Raw genomic sequence first — 14468 nt, 5'->3', positions numbered from 1 at the left:
ATATAGAAAAATGAGCATAGTAAACGAATTAGTAAACCGTATAGATGAGACATATGACGTATCACAAATTGAAAAAGAAATTAAATTAGACAATATTGCGTTAAGTGATTTAGAACTATTGGCGACAGGTGGATATAGCCCCCTTACTGGTTTTTTAGGGAAGGAAGATTATGATTCTGTTGTAGAAACGCTTCGTTTAGCAAATGGTAGTGTGTGGAGTATACCGATTACATTACCGGTAACAGAAAAAGTCGCAGAAAGCCTGAAGGCTGGAGAGGAAGTAAAGCTTGTCAACAATGGAAATATATACGGTGTCATTCAAATAGAAGATATTTTTGTACCAGATAAAGAAAAAGAAGCGTTACTTGTATATAAAACAACGGATGAGGCTCATCCAGGAGTGAAAAAATTATATGAACGACCAAACGTTTACGTTGGAGGAACTATTATTCTAACAAAACGCTTTGAAAATAATCAATTTCCTTCTTATCATTTAGACCCAATTGAAACGAGGGAAGCATTTAAAAAACGTGGGTGGAAAACAGTGGTCGGATTTCAAACGAGAAACCCGGTACATCGTGCCCATGAGTATATTCAAAAATCTGCTCTTGAAATTGTAGATGGTCTCTTTTTAAATCCGCTCGTTGGAGAAACGAAATCGGATGATATTCCTGCTGATGTAAGAATGGAAAGCTATGAAGTACTTCTTCAAAACTATTATCCGAAAAATCGTGTCTTTTTAAGTGTATTTCCTGCTGCCATGCGTTACGCAGGACCAAGGGAAGCGATATTTCATGCGTTAGTAAGAAAGAATTTTGGATGTACCCACTTTATAGTAGGGCGTGATCATGCTGGAGTAGGAGATTATTACGGAACGTATGAAGCGCAAGAAATCTTCACAAATTTTACGATAGAAGAGTTAGGAATTACACCACTATTCTTTGAGCATAGTTTTTACTGCACGAAATGTGAAGCGATGGCTTCAACGAAAACATGTCCGCACGGAAAAGAAGATCATGTTATTTTATCGGGTACGAAAGTAAGAGAATTATTAAGAAACGGTGAGATTCCGCCAAGTACATTTAGTCGTAAAGAAGTAGTGGAAGTGCTAATTAAAGGCTTGAAAAAAGAAGTAGTAACAGAATAGGGAGAGAACGAGATGGATACGAATATTACTTGGCATACAGCTTCGGTTTCAAAAGATGAGAGAAGAGTGAAGAATGGACATCATAGTTTTGTAATTTGGTTTACTGGTTTATCAGCTTCGGGTAAATCTACAGTAGCGAATGCGGTCGCTCGTAAACTGTTTGAAAAGAATATTGGAAATTATGTGCTGGATGGGGATAACATTCGCCACGGTTTAAATAAAGACTTAGGATTTTCTGAAAGTGATCGCATGGAAAATATAAGACGTATTGGCGAAGTGGCAAAGTTATTTGTAGACCAAGGAGCAGTTGTCCTTACAGCATTTATTTCACCATTTCGAGTAGACCGCAAACAAGTAAGAGATTTATTAGCGGCAGATGAATTTATTGAAATTTTTGTGAAGTGTCCGATTGAAGAGTGTGAGAAACGTGATCCGAAAGGACTTTATAAAAAGGCAAGAAAAGGTGATATTAAGGATTTCACAGGTATTGATTCGCCTTATGAAGAGCCAGAGCAAGCGGAATTAATTGTAGAAACGCACAAATATTCTATTGAAGAATGTGCAGAACAAATCGTGAAGTACTTACAAGAGCGTAGTTTTATATAGGGGGATAAACAATGAGTTATGAAAAAGTATGGGCTAACAATGAAAAATTAAATCAGACCGAGAAAAATAAATTAGAAAAAGATGGCTTAGAAATTTTTAATGATATTCCTTACTATGCGGAAAATGGTTTCGAATCTATTCCGAAAGAAGAGTGGGATGCCTTTAAATGGGCAGGCTTGTATTTACAAAGACCGAAAGAAGCTGGTTATTTTATGATGCGGGTAAATGTTCCGTCAGGGATTATTACAAATGCACAGGCAGAAGTACTTGCTTCTATCGCTGAAGATTATGGACGTAATGTAATAGATATTACGACGAGACAGGCGATTCAGTTTCACTGGTTAGAAATTCAGCAAATTCCAGATATTTTTAAAAGATTAGCAAGAGTTGGGTTATCTTCAGCGGGGGCTTGTGGTGATATAACGCGGAATATTACAGGTAATCCGCTTGCTGGTATTGATGCAAATGAACTATTCGATACAACGCATATTGTAAAAGAAGTATATGATTATTTCCAACATAATGAAGAGTTTTCTAACTTGCCACGTAAATTTAAAATGTCTATTAGTTCTAATATTTATAATTCAGCAAACGCAGAAATTAACTGTGTTGCATTTACGCCTGCAACGAAAGAAATAGATGGTGAGAAAAAAGTTGGTTTTCATATAAAAGTAGGTGGAGGATTATCAGCTCGACCGTATTTAGCTGATGAATTAGATGTATTCGTTTTACCAGAAGAAGTGAAGGCGGTGGCGATTGCGATTGCTACTATATTCCGTGATTTTGGATATCGTGAAAAACGTCATTTAGCTCGGTTGAAATTTCTTGTTGCGGACTGGGGAGCAGAGAAATTTAAAGAGAAACTAATAGAGTATACAGGGCCTTTACAAAGTAAAGGGGAAAGTGCACTCAAAGGATGGAATGCAGGCTATTTTTATGGTGTTCAAGACCAAAAACAAAAGGGATTAAAATATGTAGGTTTTAATGTACCGGTAGGTCGTTTACATGCAGAAGAAATGTTTGAGATTGCAAGAATCGCAAAGCAATATGGAAATGGACAAATTCGTACATGTAACTCGCAAAACTTCATTATTCCGAACGTTCCTCCAGAAAATGTAAAAGGATTACTTAGTGAACCGCTGTTTGAAGCGATATCTGCTAGCCCGAAATCATTTATTGGTCATGCGGTTTCATGTACCGGTATTGAATATTGTAATCTTGCACTAGTAGAAACGAAAGAAAGATTACGAAAAATTGCAGAATACTTAGATACACAAATTGCACTCGATGTTCCAGTTCGAATTCATATGGTAGGCTGCCCGAATTCATGTGGTCAACGTCAAATTGCTGACATTGGGTTACAAGGGGTGAAAATGAAAACGAAGGAAAAAGGTATTGTTGAAGCGTTTGAAATATACGTAGGTGGAACATTGTTAGATGGCGGTGCCTACAATCAAAAGTTAAAAGGAAAAATAGATGGCGAGGATCTACCTGATGTACTCGCATCATTTATAAGTTATTTCAAAGAGAATAAATTACCAGCCGAAACATTTTATGATTTTGTAGGTCGTGTTGGTGTAGATACATTACAAATAGCGTTAAATAACGTGCTAGAAGAAGTAATAGCGTCTTAGGAGGGACGATATGGATTTATATCGATTTGAAGCTGTGTTAGTAAATAGTATTGTTCCGATTGTTGTTGTTGCTCAAAGTGAAGAACAGGCATTTAAGCTTGCGGAGATTGAGCTTGAAAAGCATTTTTTACCGTTGCCAGAGGTAAAAGAGATTTCTTTGTTTGAAAAAAAGAAGATTCGAAAAGGTGGGGCATTTGTTATCCATGAGTAGAGATCAGTAATACGAAAAAATAAAAACTTCCATTCTTATATACGAATGGAAGTTTCATTTTAATAGAAGAAATGAGGAGAGATGATGGGAAAGGTTTATATTGTTGGAGCGGGTCCTGGCGATCCAGATTTAATTACTGTTAAAGGGTTGAAATGTATTGAGAAGGCAGATGTTATTTTATACGACCGACTTGTGAATAAAGAGCTGCTTTCATACGCAAAGCCTGACGCGGATTTAATTTATTGCGGAAAACTCCCGAATTATCACACGATGAAGCAAGAGACAATTAACACGTTTCTTATTAAGTATGCGAAAAAAGGAAAAGTTGTAACGAGGCTTAAGGGCGGCGATCCATTTGTGTTTGGTAGAGGGGGAGAAGAAGCTGAAGCATTAGCAAAGCAAGGTGTACCATTTGAAATCATTCCTGGTATTTCAGCTGGAATAGCTGCTCCTGCTTATGCGGGCATTCCAGTGACGCACCGTGATGCAAGTGCAAGTTTTGCTATTGTGACTGGGCATAGGAAAGAAGGTGCTGAAGAAGAAGTGAAATGGGAAAGTTTAGCGAAAGGTGTAGAGACTTTAGCGGTATATATGGGGGTTAGTAATTTGCCCTACATATGTGAGCAACTTATGAAGCATGGAAAAGATAAAAGTACGCTAGCTGCTATTATTGAGCAGGGGACGACGTCTATGCAACGCACAGTTGTTGGAACGTTAGGGACAATTGTAGATGTTGCGAAAAAAGAGCAAATTCAAAATCCGAGTATGATTGTAATTGGAGAGGTTGTCCGTTTTAGAGAAAAAATTCATTGGTTTGAGAAGCAGACAGAAAATGCTTATCAAGTAAGTGGAGTGTTGTAAAATGAAAGCCGTCTTATATATATGTCATGGAAGTCGTTTGAAGACAGCGAAAGAAGAGGCGATTCAATTTATTACATCATGCATGAGCCGTATAGAAGCGACTATTCAAGAAGTTTGTTTTTTAGAGTTAGCGAATCCTTCTATTGAAGATGGTTTTCGTACATGTGTGAAGCGTGGGGCCACTGAGATTATTGCTATCCCTGTTTTTTTATTAGCGGCAGGTCATGTAAAAAAAGATATCCCTTTTGAATTGGAAAAGTTAACTAATCAATTTTCGGATGTTAAAGTGACCTATGGTAATCCGTTTGGTGTATCAGAAACACTTGTTAAATCGGTGTATAGCGGAAGTGGCATCGAACAGGAAGATAAAAATGAAGTGACGTTACTTCTTGTTGCAAGAGGGAGCAGTGATCCTGAAGTATTAAGAGATATAAACTGGATTGCTTCTTTATTTCAAACAAAAGAGAAGGTTAAAAAAGTAGAAGTTTGTTATTTAGCGGCTGCAGAGCCAAAATTTGAGGAGAAGTTAAAGGAAGTTGTAGAACGAAAAGAAAAGAACATCGTTGTACTGCCTTACTTGTTATTTACAGGTTTACTTATGAAACATATTGAGAAAGAAGTGCGCCAATATGAAGTGGAAGAGATAAAAATCAGTCCATATTTAGGGAAGAATGAAGCGTTTCAAGATATGTTAATTCAGAAAACGACGGAGTTATTGAAAGGAGATCAGTATGTATCCACTTACAGTGCGAGTTAATGAGAAACGCGTTGTTGTTATTGGCGGGGGAAAAGTTGCAGGATTTAAAATTATTCCTTTACTCAAACAGGGTGCGGATATAGTTGTGATAAGTCCAGAATTAGATGCGAATTTAGTAAAACTTGTGGAAGAAAAGAAAATTCGTTGGTATCAAAGAGAATATGAAAAAAGTGATATTAAAAGTGCTTTTTTAGTTGTTGCAGCGAGTAGTGATTCAATATTAAATGAACAAGTTGCTGAAGATGCCGCTGAGAATCAATTAGTAAATATTATTACAAATCCGGAAAGTGGTAATGTTCATTTTCCGGCAGCGATTCATCGTGGTTTACTTAATATAGCAGTTTCTACTGGGGGAGCGAGCCCGAAGCTCGCAAAAAAAATTCGAGATGATATTGCAAATAAATATGATGAGACATATGAATCGTATTTAGATTTTTTATATGAAGTAAGGTTGAAGTTAAAAGATTTACAGTTAGAAAAGAGGGAACGAAATATATTGCTCCAAGAAGTGTTGAAATCAGTATATGTGCAAAATGAGGGGAAAAGAGAAAGTTTTTTACGTGAGTTAGAGGAAAAGGTTTTAAAATAATAAAAGATAAAGTGCGCTTTACAAATATAAAAATATAATTTATAATCACAAGTAACTTCAATAGATGAAATCGATGAGCAAGAAGAGTACGTATATTTGATGCGTTCAGAGAGCTGGGGTTAGGTGGGAGCCCGGTACGATAAAATATACAGAATGGGCTTGCGAGAGGTATGTTGAACATTGTAGTAGGCAACCCGGGTTCCGCCGTTAAAAGGATAGAGTATCGGAATTATTCCTGTACTTGAACAAGTGGGATTTATCAATCCAATTGAGGTGGTACCACGGTATTTACATTACATATATCGTCCTCTACATGCATATTTGCGTGTAGGGGACTTTTTTATTTTCTAAAGGAGGTGTGCGAGTATGAAATGAAAGTGTATAATTAACAAAAGTTTAAATATTCAGAAAAGGAGAAATTATGATGAAAGAAACACAGCAATGGACGTCGAAAATAGGCTTTGTACTCGCAGCAGCCGGAGCCGCAGTAGGTCTTGGTGCGATATGGAAATTTCCATATGTTGCAGGTAATGGCGGGGGAGGCGCATTCTTCCTTGTATTTTTACTATTAACTTTATTTATAGGTATGCCTCTTTTAATAGCGGAGTTTGTTATTGGACGTAGCACGCAAAAAGAGGCCGTTACAGCTTATAAAGTACTAGTGCCAAATAGCAAAGTATATCCTTGGATTGGTCGTATGGGAGTTGTTACTTGTTTTAGTGTACTATCTTTTTATAGTGTTGTAGGTGGATGGATTTTACTTTATTTATATTATAGTGTGACAGGAAGTTTCTGGAATGGAGCAGCTGATTATGGACAATTGTTCGGTGAAACGATTTCAAATCCGTTAAGTGCGATTGGAGCACAATTTATCTTTATGCTTTGTACAATTTTTGTCGTAAGTAAAGGTGTAGAGAAAGGTATAGAAAAGGCAAGTAAGTACATGATGCCGCTATTATTTATTTTATTTATTGCGATTATTGTTCGTGCGTTAACACTCGATGGTGCTTTTGCTGGAGTAGAGTTCTTCTTAAAGCCAGATTTTTCAAAGCTTACAGCAGATACGATTTTATACGCGATGGGACAATCTTTCTTCTCACTAACAGTAGGTGCCTCAGTAATGGTCACGTATAGTTCGTATTTAAAGAAAGAGGAACATTTAGCGAAATCAGCAACATCTATTGTAAGTTTAACTGTTTTTGTTACAGTACTTGCAGGATTAGCAATTTTCCCAGCGATTTTCGCATTAGGAGTAAAACCAACTGAAGGACCAGGATTACTGTTTATCGTCCTTCCAGCAGTATTTGCAAAAATACCATTTGGTCAATTTTTCTTTATTATGTTTTTAATTTTATTCTTCTTTGCGACTTTAACATCAGCAATTTCAATGCTTGAAATTGTAGTAGCATCTGTTGCGAAAGGTAATGAGAAGAAGCGTCCGTCAGCATCATTATTAATTGGTATTCTTATTTTTGCAGTCGGTATTCCATCAGCGTTATCATTTGGGATTATGAGTGACGTGAAAATATTTGGGAAAACGTTCTTTGATTTAGTCGACTTTTCGGTAAGTAACGTATTGCTACCGTTAGGAGTACTAGCTATTTCATTATTTGTACCAAATAAAATGAGTAAAGAATTGTTGATGAAAGAATTAGAAGTGACGGAAACGAAAGGGAAAACGTTATTTAACATTTGGTTCTTCTTACTTCGTTATGTTATTCCGGTAACTGTAATAATTGTATTTTTAAATGCGATAGGTGTATTTAAAATGTTTGCATAAAAAAAGGCGGGGATCTCCCGTCTTTTTTTATGTTGATGAATGTAATAGACGATTATACGCTTTATAGGCTGTGGTGACTGCGAGGAATGAACCGATTAAAAATAAAACTGAGCCGCCAAATGTAAATATTCGGCCAATATACGTTCCTCTAGCTTCTTCTATTTTTTGTTGTAATTGCGTATTCATATGGATCACCTCGTCAACTATAGGCATTTAGTTATAGTCTATGTAGAACGCCTATATTGTGTGAAGTGTAAATGAAAAACCTCGGTAGGCACCGAGGTTTTTTATAATCCGATATAAGGAGATGGGTCAACTGCGTTTGTCTTGCCGACATTCCATTCTCCAAGATGAAGTTCGAAGTGTAAATGTTGTCCGTATGATTGGCCCGTATTCCCCATAAATCCAAGCTGATCGCCTTGTTTTACAGTTTGTCCATTCGATACAGAACGACTATTCATATGAGCATATACTGTCGTATATGTTTTTCCGTTTATACGGTGAGATAAATACACTACGTTTCCGTAACTAGATGATAATTCTGAGCGAATAACAACGCCATCTGCAGCAGCGATAATTGGAACCGTTCCCGAAGCAGCGATGTCAATTCCTTTATGGTTATCTAAAGAACGTACACCAAATCCGGAAGTTTTTGATCCAGCTGCTGGTTTGATAAAACCACCGATATTTGTATCATGTGGTGTTGGGGCCGCTTGAGCAGATTTAGTAGCTTGTTGTTTGCGAGCCTCTTCTGCCTGGCGGGCTTCTTCCGCTTTACGAGCTTCTTCCGCCCGTTTTTCTTCTTCAATTGCTTTTTGAACAGCTTGACGTTGATTTTCTAAAATGCCCTTGGATTCTTCTAATCCTTCAATCTCTGAATCTACTTTTGCTACTTTCGTATGTAGATCGTTAATAAGAGTTTGTTGCTGCTGTTGATTATTTTGTAATTCTTGTTGTTTTTGTTCTAGTTTTTGTTCAGAGTCTTTCAGTTGTTGTTCTTTTTTCTCAACAGCCTCTTTTTCTGTCGTTACAGCATTTTGATCAGATGTTTGTTTTTTTACAATATCTGTATCGTTGTTTAATATTAAACTTACGGAGTACATATTATCAACAAGATCAGCAATGTTTGTAGAGTTTGTTAATACTTCTGTAATGATATTTGTACGCGGTTTTTCTTGCATAGATTGTAATCGTTGTTTAATAACTTCCTGACGTGTATCTATGTTTGTTTGTAATTGTTCTATATGTTTCTTTTTGTCAGTAATTACTTGTTGTGTTTTGCTAATTTCTTTTTTTGTATCGTTTAATTCAGTCTCATTTTTATTAATGGAAGTAGTTAATTCATCGATTTTCTTCTGTAATTCTTGAATTTCTTTTTCTATTTGTTCTTTCTCGACTGATTTATTTTGTAAGTCACTTTGTTTGCCTTCTAATTCAGATTGAATGTTAGATAATTTATCTTGATTCGTTTCAGCGTATACGGGTGAAAGTAACGGGGAAGCAAAAATCGTTCCTGCTGCTAAAACGCTAAACGCTGCAAATTTCTTTTTCATTGTTGTCTGACTCCTTTCCCTATGAATGTTATATATCATAAGAAGAAGGGTGTCTATCGTTGTAATCATAATGTAAAGAAAATTTTATAAAATTGCTAAGTTTTGTCGGAATTTATCATTTTTCAACTGTAATTGTCATAGTGCTTACATTTTATTCATATGTGTAACAAAGGTAAATTTTGGGATTTATCTGTGAAATGAAGGAGGAAAGTAATCGTTTTTATGAGGTGAAATATTACTTTGAAAGCTAATAAAACACTAGTAAGGAATCGTTCTCATGTTAGGTTTTCTAACATGGGTCTGCTTTTTGTCAAGAAAATTATTTGTGTTCGGGCAAAGTTATTTTGTTGTCAGATTTAAATTTTTGATTTATGATTTTTAACAGGGACAAAATGTAGTGAATTGTCGAATAATATGTAATACTCTTAATTTCTTAGTTTTATAGAGATAGAATGAGAGATAGAGTGACACATCGAAGAGGGGGTTACAACAAATATGAAAAGAATAGGACTTGCATGGCAAATATTAATAGGACTTGCGCTTGGTATTGCGGTTGGTGCGATTTTCTTTGATAATCCAGCTGTTGTGAAGTACTTACAACCAATTGGTGATATTTTCATCCGATTAATTAAAATGATCGTTGTACCGATTGTTGTAGCAAGTATTGTTGTTGGGGTTGCTGGTGTTGGCGATGTTAAAAAACTAGGTCGACTAGGCGGAAAAACAATTCTTTACTTTGAAATTATTACAACAATTGCAATTATTGTTGGTCTATTAATAGCGAATATTTTCCAACCAGGAAAAGGCGTAAATATGGAGCAGTTAACAAAGACAGATATTTCGAAATATACACATACGACAGAGCAAGTACAAAGTCATTCATTTGCAGATACATTTGTAAATATTGTTCCAACGAACATTATGAAGTCGTTAGCTGACGGAGATATGCTTGCTATTATCTTCTTCTCTGTACTATTTGGTTTAGGTGTAGCAGCGATTGGTGAAAGAGGAAGACCAGTTCTTCAATTTTTCCAAGGTGTAGCTGATGCAATGTTTTACGTAACAAACCAAGTTATGAAATTTGCACCATTTGGTGTGTTTGCACTAATTGGTGTTACAGTTTCTACATTTGGTCTTGCTTCATTAATTCCGTTAGGGAAATTACTAATTGTCGTATATGGAGCAATGATTTTCTTCGTCGTAGTTGTCTTAGGACTTACAGCGAAAATATTTGGAATTAACATTTTCCAATTCTTTAAGATTTTAAAAGACGAGCTGATCTTAGCGTATTCTACAGCAAGCTCAGAAACAGTTTTACCAAAAATCATGGAGAAAATGGAGAAATTCGGTTGCCCGAAAGCAATTACATCTTTCGTTATTCCGACAGGTTATTCATTTAACTTAGATGGATCAACTTTATATCAAGCAATTGCGGCTATTTTCTTAGCGCAAATGTACGGTATTGATTTATCTATTACACAACAAATTACATTGTTGCTTGTATTAATGGTTACATCAAAAGGTATCGCAGGTGTACCGGGCGTATCATTCGTTGTATTATTAGCGACACTTGGTACAGTAGGTATTCCACCTGAAGGCTTAGCGTTCATTGCTGGTATTGACCGTATTTTAGATATGGCTCGTACAGCAGTTAACGTTGTAGGAAACTCTTTAGCAGCTGTAGTTATGTCTAAGTGGGAAGGTCAATATGACGCTGAAAAAGGACAAGCTTATTTAAAAGAGATTTCTGAAAAGGGTCAAGCGGCTTAATTATAATATGAACAAGCTCTCACATAATATGTGGGAGCTTTTCTGTATATAGAAGAGGAGCAGACATAATGAAACGAAAATATGGTGACGGTTCTTCGTGGAAGAGACTAATAGAAAAGAGTTATACGGTTAAGCAAGTGGAAGAGGGAATGCTCGGAATACTGGATATAAAAAAGGTGAGAGAGCCTAGTTGTAAAGAATATGATGGTAAAGAAATTTGTATTGCAAGTGATGGGTATACGTGGGTTCAATATTTCATTAATGGAAAGAACTTTGCGATTACAGCTATGTTAGATGATAGGCACAATTTAGTGCAATATTATATTGATGTGACGAAAGAATATGAAATAGACGATCGTGGTTTACCGTATTTTGATGATTTATATTTAGATGTAGTATTATTACCCAGCGGTAAGGTGTATATATTAGATGAAGAAGAGCTAGAGGATGCTTATAAAAGTGGCGATGTCACGAAGGAAGAGTATGAGTTAGCTTGGTACACTACGAAATGGATATTAGCAGCAATAAAAAATAGTGAATTTTATTGGATTTCAATATTGGAAGAAGAAATCGAAAAGTTAAAATGATTGTTGTATTCGAATTTTTGTATAATTACCAAAAAAATCTATACAAAAAATAATTGACTTTTGTTTTGTAAGCGAGTAAAGTTAGGGAAGAAATTATTATTAAAAAATAAATATGAAACCTTCTTATAAAGAGAGGCGGAGGGACTGGCCCTACGATGCCTCGGCAGCGGACTCGATTTCAGAGTGCTGTGCCAAATCCAGCAAGCATGTGCTTGAAAGATGAGAAGAGCGTTTCTTATAGATGTATAAGACCTCTTCTCATCGGAAGAGGTCTTTTGTTATTCATTAGAAAAAGGTTGAAACTAGGGAGAGATGGTACTTTGAAAGAAACGAGAGGAAATGGTTTAGCTTTATTACCACTTGGGATATTTTTGGCGCTATTTATTGGTTCTGGAATTATTACAGGTGATTTCTATAAATTGCCGATACTTGTAGCGATTTCAATTGCTGTAGGAGTCGCTTTAGTGATGAATCGTAAAGAAAGTTTTAATGTGAAAGTAGAGCGGTTCGCTAAAGGTGCAGGAAATCCGGATATCATGATTATGGTATTAATTTTTGTGCTTGCAGGTGCATTTTCTGAAACTGCTAAAGGAATGGGCGGAGTAGACTCAACTGTTAATTTAGCATTAACTATTTTACCGCCAGGATTTATCGTAGCTGGAATCTTTGTTATTGGTGCATTTATTTCATTAGCGATGGGAACTTCAATGGGAACAATTGCAGCATTAGCGCCGATTGCTGTAGGTATTAGTGGTCAAACCGATATCTCAATTGCGCTTGCAATGGCTACTGTTGTTGGCGGAGCGATGTTTGGTGATAATTTATCATTTATTTCAGATACAACAATCGCAGCTGTTCGTTCACAAGGAACAGAAATGAAAGATAAGTTTAAAACGAACTTTTTAATTGTGTTACCAGCGGCTATTATTACAATTGTACTATTAGTAATAGTTACTTCAGGAAGTGACACGCAGATTAAAGCACATAGCTTTGATTGGATAAAGATTTTACCGTACGCAGGAGTACTTATTACAGCGCTACTTGGCTGGAATGTACTTATTGTATTAACTGGTGGAACTGTACTATCTGGTGTTATCGGCCTTATAGATGGAAGTTACACGTTAGAAAGTTTCTTTAAAAGTGTAACGACTGGAATGGGCGGTATGATGGAGTTAGTATTACTTGCTATATTAATTGGCGGTATGGTTGAATTAATCCAATATAATGGTGGTATTCAATATTTAATGAATGTATTAACACGTAATATTCGTTCGAAAAAAGGAGCGGAATTTGGTATTGCTGGTTTAGTGAGTATGACGAATATGTGTACAGCGAATAATACGATTTCAATTATCTTTACAGGCCCGCTTGCAAAAAATATTGCAGATCAATATGAAATAGACCCTCGTAAATCAGCGAGTGTATTAGATCTTTTCTCATGTTGTGTGCAAGGATTAATTCCGTACGGTGCCCAAATGTTAACGGCAGCAGGATTTGCAGCGTTATCTCCGGTTGAATTGTTGCCATATGCATTTTATCCAATCTTAGTTGGAGTATGTGGGATTGCTTCTATTTTAATTGGGTTTCCAAGGTTTTCGAAAGTAGCTGAGAAAAAAGAGTATCATAAAACAGCTTAATTTAATATGAATGTTAGTAATTAAAAAACGTGCAGAGGATAGACTCTGCACGTTTTTTTGCGTAAAGGGCTGAATATGACTCGGTCTTAAGTCTGAGTTAAAAACGGTTCTTAAGCTCGTTATGGAAAGATGAAAAAATAGTTAAGATAAGAGTATCAAATCGAAGGGAGGCAAGCACAAGATGAAACAATTTCTAGCGTTTATCGCAGCCGGTATTTTGGCTTTAATTGCTCTTGGTAGTCTTGCTGGTATTGTAGGATTTGCAATCGGAGCAGGAGTTGTATATTGGAGCTATAAATCATTTGTGCGAGCTAAATCATTTTTTGGAAAGTTAGCTTGGGGGATTGTTGGTTTAATCGGTTTATCCATTGCACTTTCTCATTCGCCAGCATTAATCGGTATCGCTGCTTTAGTGGTTTTATACTACGGATACCGTGAGTGGAAAAAAGAAAAAGATGTAGTTGTTGAATCTGCTCCAGAAAGTTCTAAACCATATAGCAACTTTGAAGATGAGTGGAACAAATTAATGAAAAACTAAAACAATAAATCAAATTATAAAAAAAGTAGAAGAGAGGAAGATTTATAATGAAACAATCTTTATTCGGACGTGTACGCGATGCAATTTTAGCTGATTTTCATAACGTGTTAGATGAGAAGGAAAGAAAAAATCCAATTGCGATGTTAAACCAATATTTACGTGATAGTGAGCGTGAAATAACAAAAATTGAGAAGTTAATTGAGCGTCATAAAACATTAAAATCTAACTTTGCTCGTGAGCTTGAGCAAGCACGTTATTTCGTTAATAAAAGATCAAAGCAAGCTATCATTGCTCAAGAAGCAGGCGAATTGCAATTGCACGAACGTGCGTTAGAAGAGGTAGCTTATTATGAAGGTCAAGTAACTCGATTAGAAGAAATGTATGCAGGTGTTGTAGAGCAAATTGATGAGTTAGAGCGTCGTCTTTCTGAAATGAAAAATAAATTAAAAGAAATGCACGCAAAGCGTATGGAACTAATGGCACGTGAAAATATGGCACATGCAAATCGTCGTATGAATACTGCGATGCATAAAATGGATGAAAATAATCCGTTCTTACGATTTGAAGAAATTGAAGATCACATTCGTGACTTAGAAACTCGTATGAATGAAGAGCATGAGCGTGATACATTTGATATGAAAATTGCAAAACTTGAGCGTGAAATGAAAGAAAAGAATGATGTATCGTTAACGAAAGAGTTAACAAAATAATAGTAGTATATTATAAAACAGGCTTATGATATAGTGATAGGAGAAAAGGTGTTGGAAAGCAATGCCTTTTCTTCTATGTATATGTGAC

Annotated in this window: 15 protein-coding genes, 1 riboswitch and 1 other annotated feature; of the genes, 13 read left to right on the top strand and 2 right to left on the bottom strand. The window is 36.0% G+C overall.

Annotated features, from left to right (window positions below):
• Window positions 1-10: 10 nt before the first annotated feature.
• The 8 genes from sat (at window position 11) to DN404_RS09010 (ending at window position 7585) form a co-directional block, all read left to right on the top strand.
• The gene (gene sat / locus DN404_RS09045; protein WP_000029491.1) at window positions 11-1147 is read left to right on the top strand and encodes a sulfate adenylyltransferase; all 1137 of its coding nucleotides are present in this window, start codon (window positions 11-13) and stop codon (window positions 1145-1147) included.
• A 12-nt stretch (window positions 1148-1159) separates the two neighbouring features.
• Window positions 1160-1753: an adenylyl-sulfate kinase gene (gene cysC / locus DN404_RS09040; protein ID WP_000380499.1), complete on the top strand. Its 594-nt coding sequence runs from the start codon at window positions 1160-1162 to the stop codon at window positions 1751-1753.
• An 11-nt stretch (window positions 1754-1764) separates the two neighbouring features.
• Window positions 1765-3387 (top strand): nitrite/sulfite reductase, encoded by a 1623-nt coding sequence (locus DN404_RS09035; protein WP_016122164.1) that lies wholly within the window; start codon window positions 1765-1767, stop codon window positions 3385-3387.
• Between the two features lie 10 nt (window positions 3388-3397).
• A complete protein-coding gene (locus DN404_RS09030; protein WP_000366914.1) occupies window positions 3398-3598 on the top strand; it encodes a DUF3906 family protein in 201 nt (66 codons plus the stop codon).
• Window positions 3599-3682: 84 nt separating this feature from the next.
• Window positions 3683-4459 (top strand): uroporphyrinogen-III C-methyltransferase, encoded by a 777-nt coding sequence (gene cobA / locus DN404_RS09025; protein ID WP_000521261.1) that lies wholly within the window; start codon window positions 3683-3685, stop codon window positions 4457-4459.
• Window position 4460: 1 nt separating this feature from the next.
• A complete protein-coding gene (locus tag DN404_RS09020; RefSeq protein ID WP_000648887.1) occupies window positions 4461-5216 on the top strand; it encodes a sirohydrochlorin chelatase in 756 nt (251 codons plus the stop codon).
• On the top strand, window positions 5191-5805 hold the full coding sequence (locus DN404_RS09015; protein WP_000283353.1) for an NAD(P)-binding protein: 615 nt from the start codon (window positions 5191-5193) through the stop codon (window positions 5803-5805). Before DN404_RS09020 ends, DN404_RS09015 begins: the two co-directional genes overlap by 26 nt.
• Before the next feature lie 64 nt (window positions 5806-5869).
• Window positions 5870-6118: a binding site (T-box leader), on the top strand.
• A 111-nt stretch (window positions 6119-6229) separates the two neighbouring features.
• Entirely contained in the window at window positions 6230-7585 is a 1356-nt protein-coding gene (locus tag DN404_RS09010) for a sodium-dependent transporter (RefSeq protein WP_000665440.1), read from the top strand.
• 27 nt (window positions 7586-7612) lie between these two features.
• Here the strand turns inward: DN404_RS09010 and DN404_RS30455 are convergent, their stop codons facing one another.
• Both DN404_RS30455 and DN404_RS09005 read right to left on the bottom strand, forming a co-directional pair.
• Window positions 7613-7771, bottom strand: a complete 159-nt coding sequence (locus DN404_RS30455) for a hypothetical protein (RefSeq protein ID WP_001096006.1) — start codon at window positions 7769-7771, stop codon at window positions 7613-7615.
• 101 nt (window positions 7772-7872) lie between these two features.
• Window positions 7873-9138, bottom strand: a complete 1266-nt coding sequence (locus tag DN404_RS09005; protein WP_000726086.1) for a murein hydrolase activator EnvC family protein — start codon at window positions 9136-9138, stop codon at window positions 7873-7875.
• Window positions 9139-9633: 495 nt separating this feature from the next.
• Here DN404_RS09005 and gltP point away from each other — a divergent pair, with 495 nt between their 5' ends.
• The 5 genes from gltP (at window position 9634) to DN404_RS08980 (ending at window position 14380) form a co-directional block, all read left to right on the top strand.
• Window positions 9634-10908 carry a glutamate/aspartate:proton symporter GltP gene (gene gltP, locus DN404_RS09000; RefSeq protein WP_000821130.1) on the top strand — a complete coding sequence of 425 codons (1275 nt, stop codon included), beginning with the start codon at window positions 9634-9636 and terminating at the stop codon, window positions 10906-10908.
• A 68-nt stretch (window positions 10909-10976) separates the two neighbouring features.
• Complete coding sequence (locus DN404_RS08995) at window positions 10977-11495, top strand: ribonuclease FAU-1 family protein (protein WP_000824668.1); 519 nt, start codon at window positions 10977-10979, stop codon at window positions 11493-11495.
• 120 nt (window positions 11496-11615) lie between these two features.
• A riboswitch (SAM riboswitch) is annotated at window positions 11616-11721 on the top strand.
• 94 nt (window positions 11722-11815) lie between these two features.
• The gene (locus DN404_RS08990; RefSeq protein WP_000665494.1) at window positions 11816-13132 is read left to right on the top strand and encodes a Na+/H+ antiporter NhaC family protein; all 1317 of its coding nucleotides are present in this window, start codon (window positions 11816-11818) and stop codon (window positions 13130-13132) included.
• Between the two features lie 181 nt (window positions 13133-13313).
• A complete protein-coding gene (locus DN404_RS08985; RefSeq protein WP_000808640.1) occupies window positions 13314-13670 on the top strand; it encodes a lmo0954 family membrane protein in 357 nt (118 codons plus the stop codon).
• Window positions 13671-13717: 47 nt separating this feature from the next.
• The gene (locus DN404_RS08980; RefSeq protein ID WP_000814127.1) at window positions 13718-14380 is read left to right on the top strand and encodes a PspA/IM30 family protein; all 663 of its coding nucleotides are present in this window, start codon (window positions 13718-13720) and stop codon (window positions 14378-14380) included.
• The last annotated feature ends 88 nt before the right edge of the window (window positions 14381-14468 follow it).

The sequence above is a fragment of the Bacillus sp. TE8-1 genome (genome assembly GCF_008368855.1).
Classification (GTDB): Bacteria; Bacillota; Bacilli; order Bacillales; family Bacillaceae_G; genus Bacillus_A; species Bacillus_A cereus.
This window is presented reverse-complemented; position numbering and strand designations above follow the sequence as displayed.

Coding starts and splice junctions, on each gene's coding strand:
- sat (WP_000029491.1), top strand. CDS start 11: ATGAGCATAGTAAACGAATTAGTAAACCGTATAGATGAGACATATGAC.
- cysC (WP_000380499.1), top strand. CDS start 1,160: ATGGATACGAATATTACTTGGCATACAGCTTCGGTTTCAAAAGATGAG.
- DN404_RS09035 (WP_016122164.1), top strand. CDS start 1,765: ATGAGTTATGAAAAAGTATGGGCTAACAATGAAAAATTAAATCAGACC.
- DN404_RS09030 (WP_000366914.1), top strand. CDS start 3,398: ATGGATTTATATCGATTTGAAGCTGTGTTAGTAAATAGTATTGTTCCG.
- cobA (WP_000521261.1), top strand. CDS start 3,683: ATGGGAAAGGTTTATATTGTTGGAGCGGGTCCTGGCGATCCAGATTTA.
- DN404_RS09020 (WP_000648887.1), top strand. CDS start 4,461: ATGAAAGCCGTCTTATATATATGTCATGGAAGTCGTTTGAAGACAGCG.
- DN404_RS09015 (WP_000283353.1), top strand. CDS start 5,191: ATGTATCCACTTACAGTGCGAGTTAATGAGAAACGCGTTGTTGTTATT.
- DN404_RS09010 (WP_000665440.1), top strand. CDS start 6,230: ATGAAAGAAACACAGCAATGGACGTCGAAAATAGGCTTTGTACTCGCA.
- DN404_RS30455 (WP_001096006.1), bottom strand. CDS start 7,771: ATGAATACGCAATTACAACAAAAAATAGAAGAAGCTAGAGGAACGTAT.
- DN404_RS09005 (WP_000726086.1), bottom strand. CDS start 9,138: ATGAAAAAGAAATTTGCAGCGTTTAGCGTTTTAGCAGCAGGAACGATT.
- gltP (WP_000821130.1), top strand. CDS start 9,634: ATGAAAAGAATAGGACTTGCATGGCAAATATTAATAGGACTTGCGCTT.
- DN404_RS08995 (WP_000824668.1), top strand. CDS start 10,977: ATGAAACGAAAATATGGTGACGGTTCTTCGTGGAAGAGACTAATAGAA.
- DN404_RS08985 (WP_000808640.1), top strand. CDS start 13,314: ATGAAACAATTTCTAGCGTTTATCGCAGCCGGTATTTTGGCTTTAATT.
- DN404_RS08980 (WP_000814127.1), top strand. CDS start 13,718: ATGAAACAATCTTTATTCGGACGTGTACGCGATGCAATTTTAGCTGAT.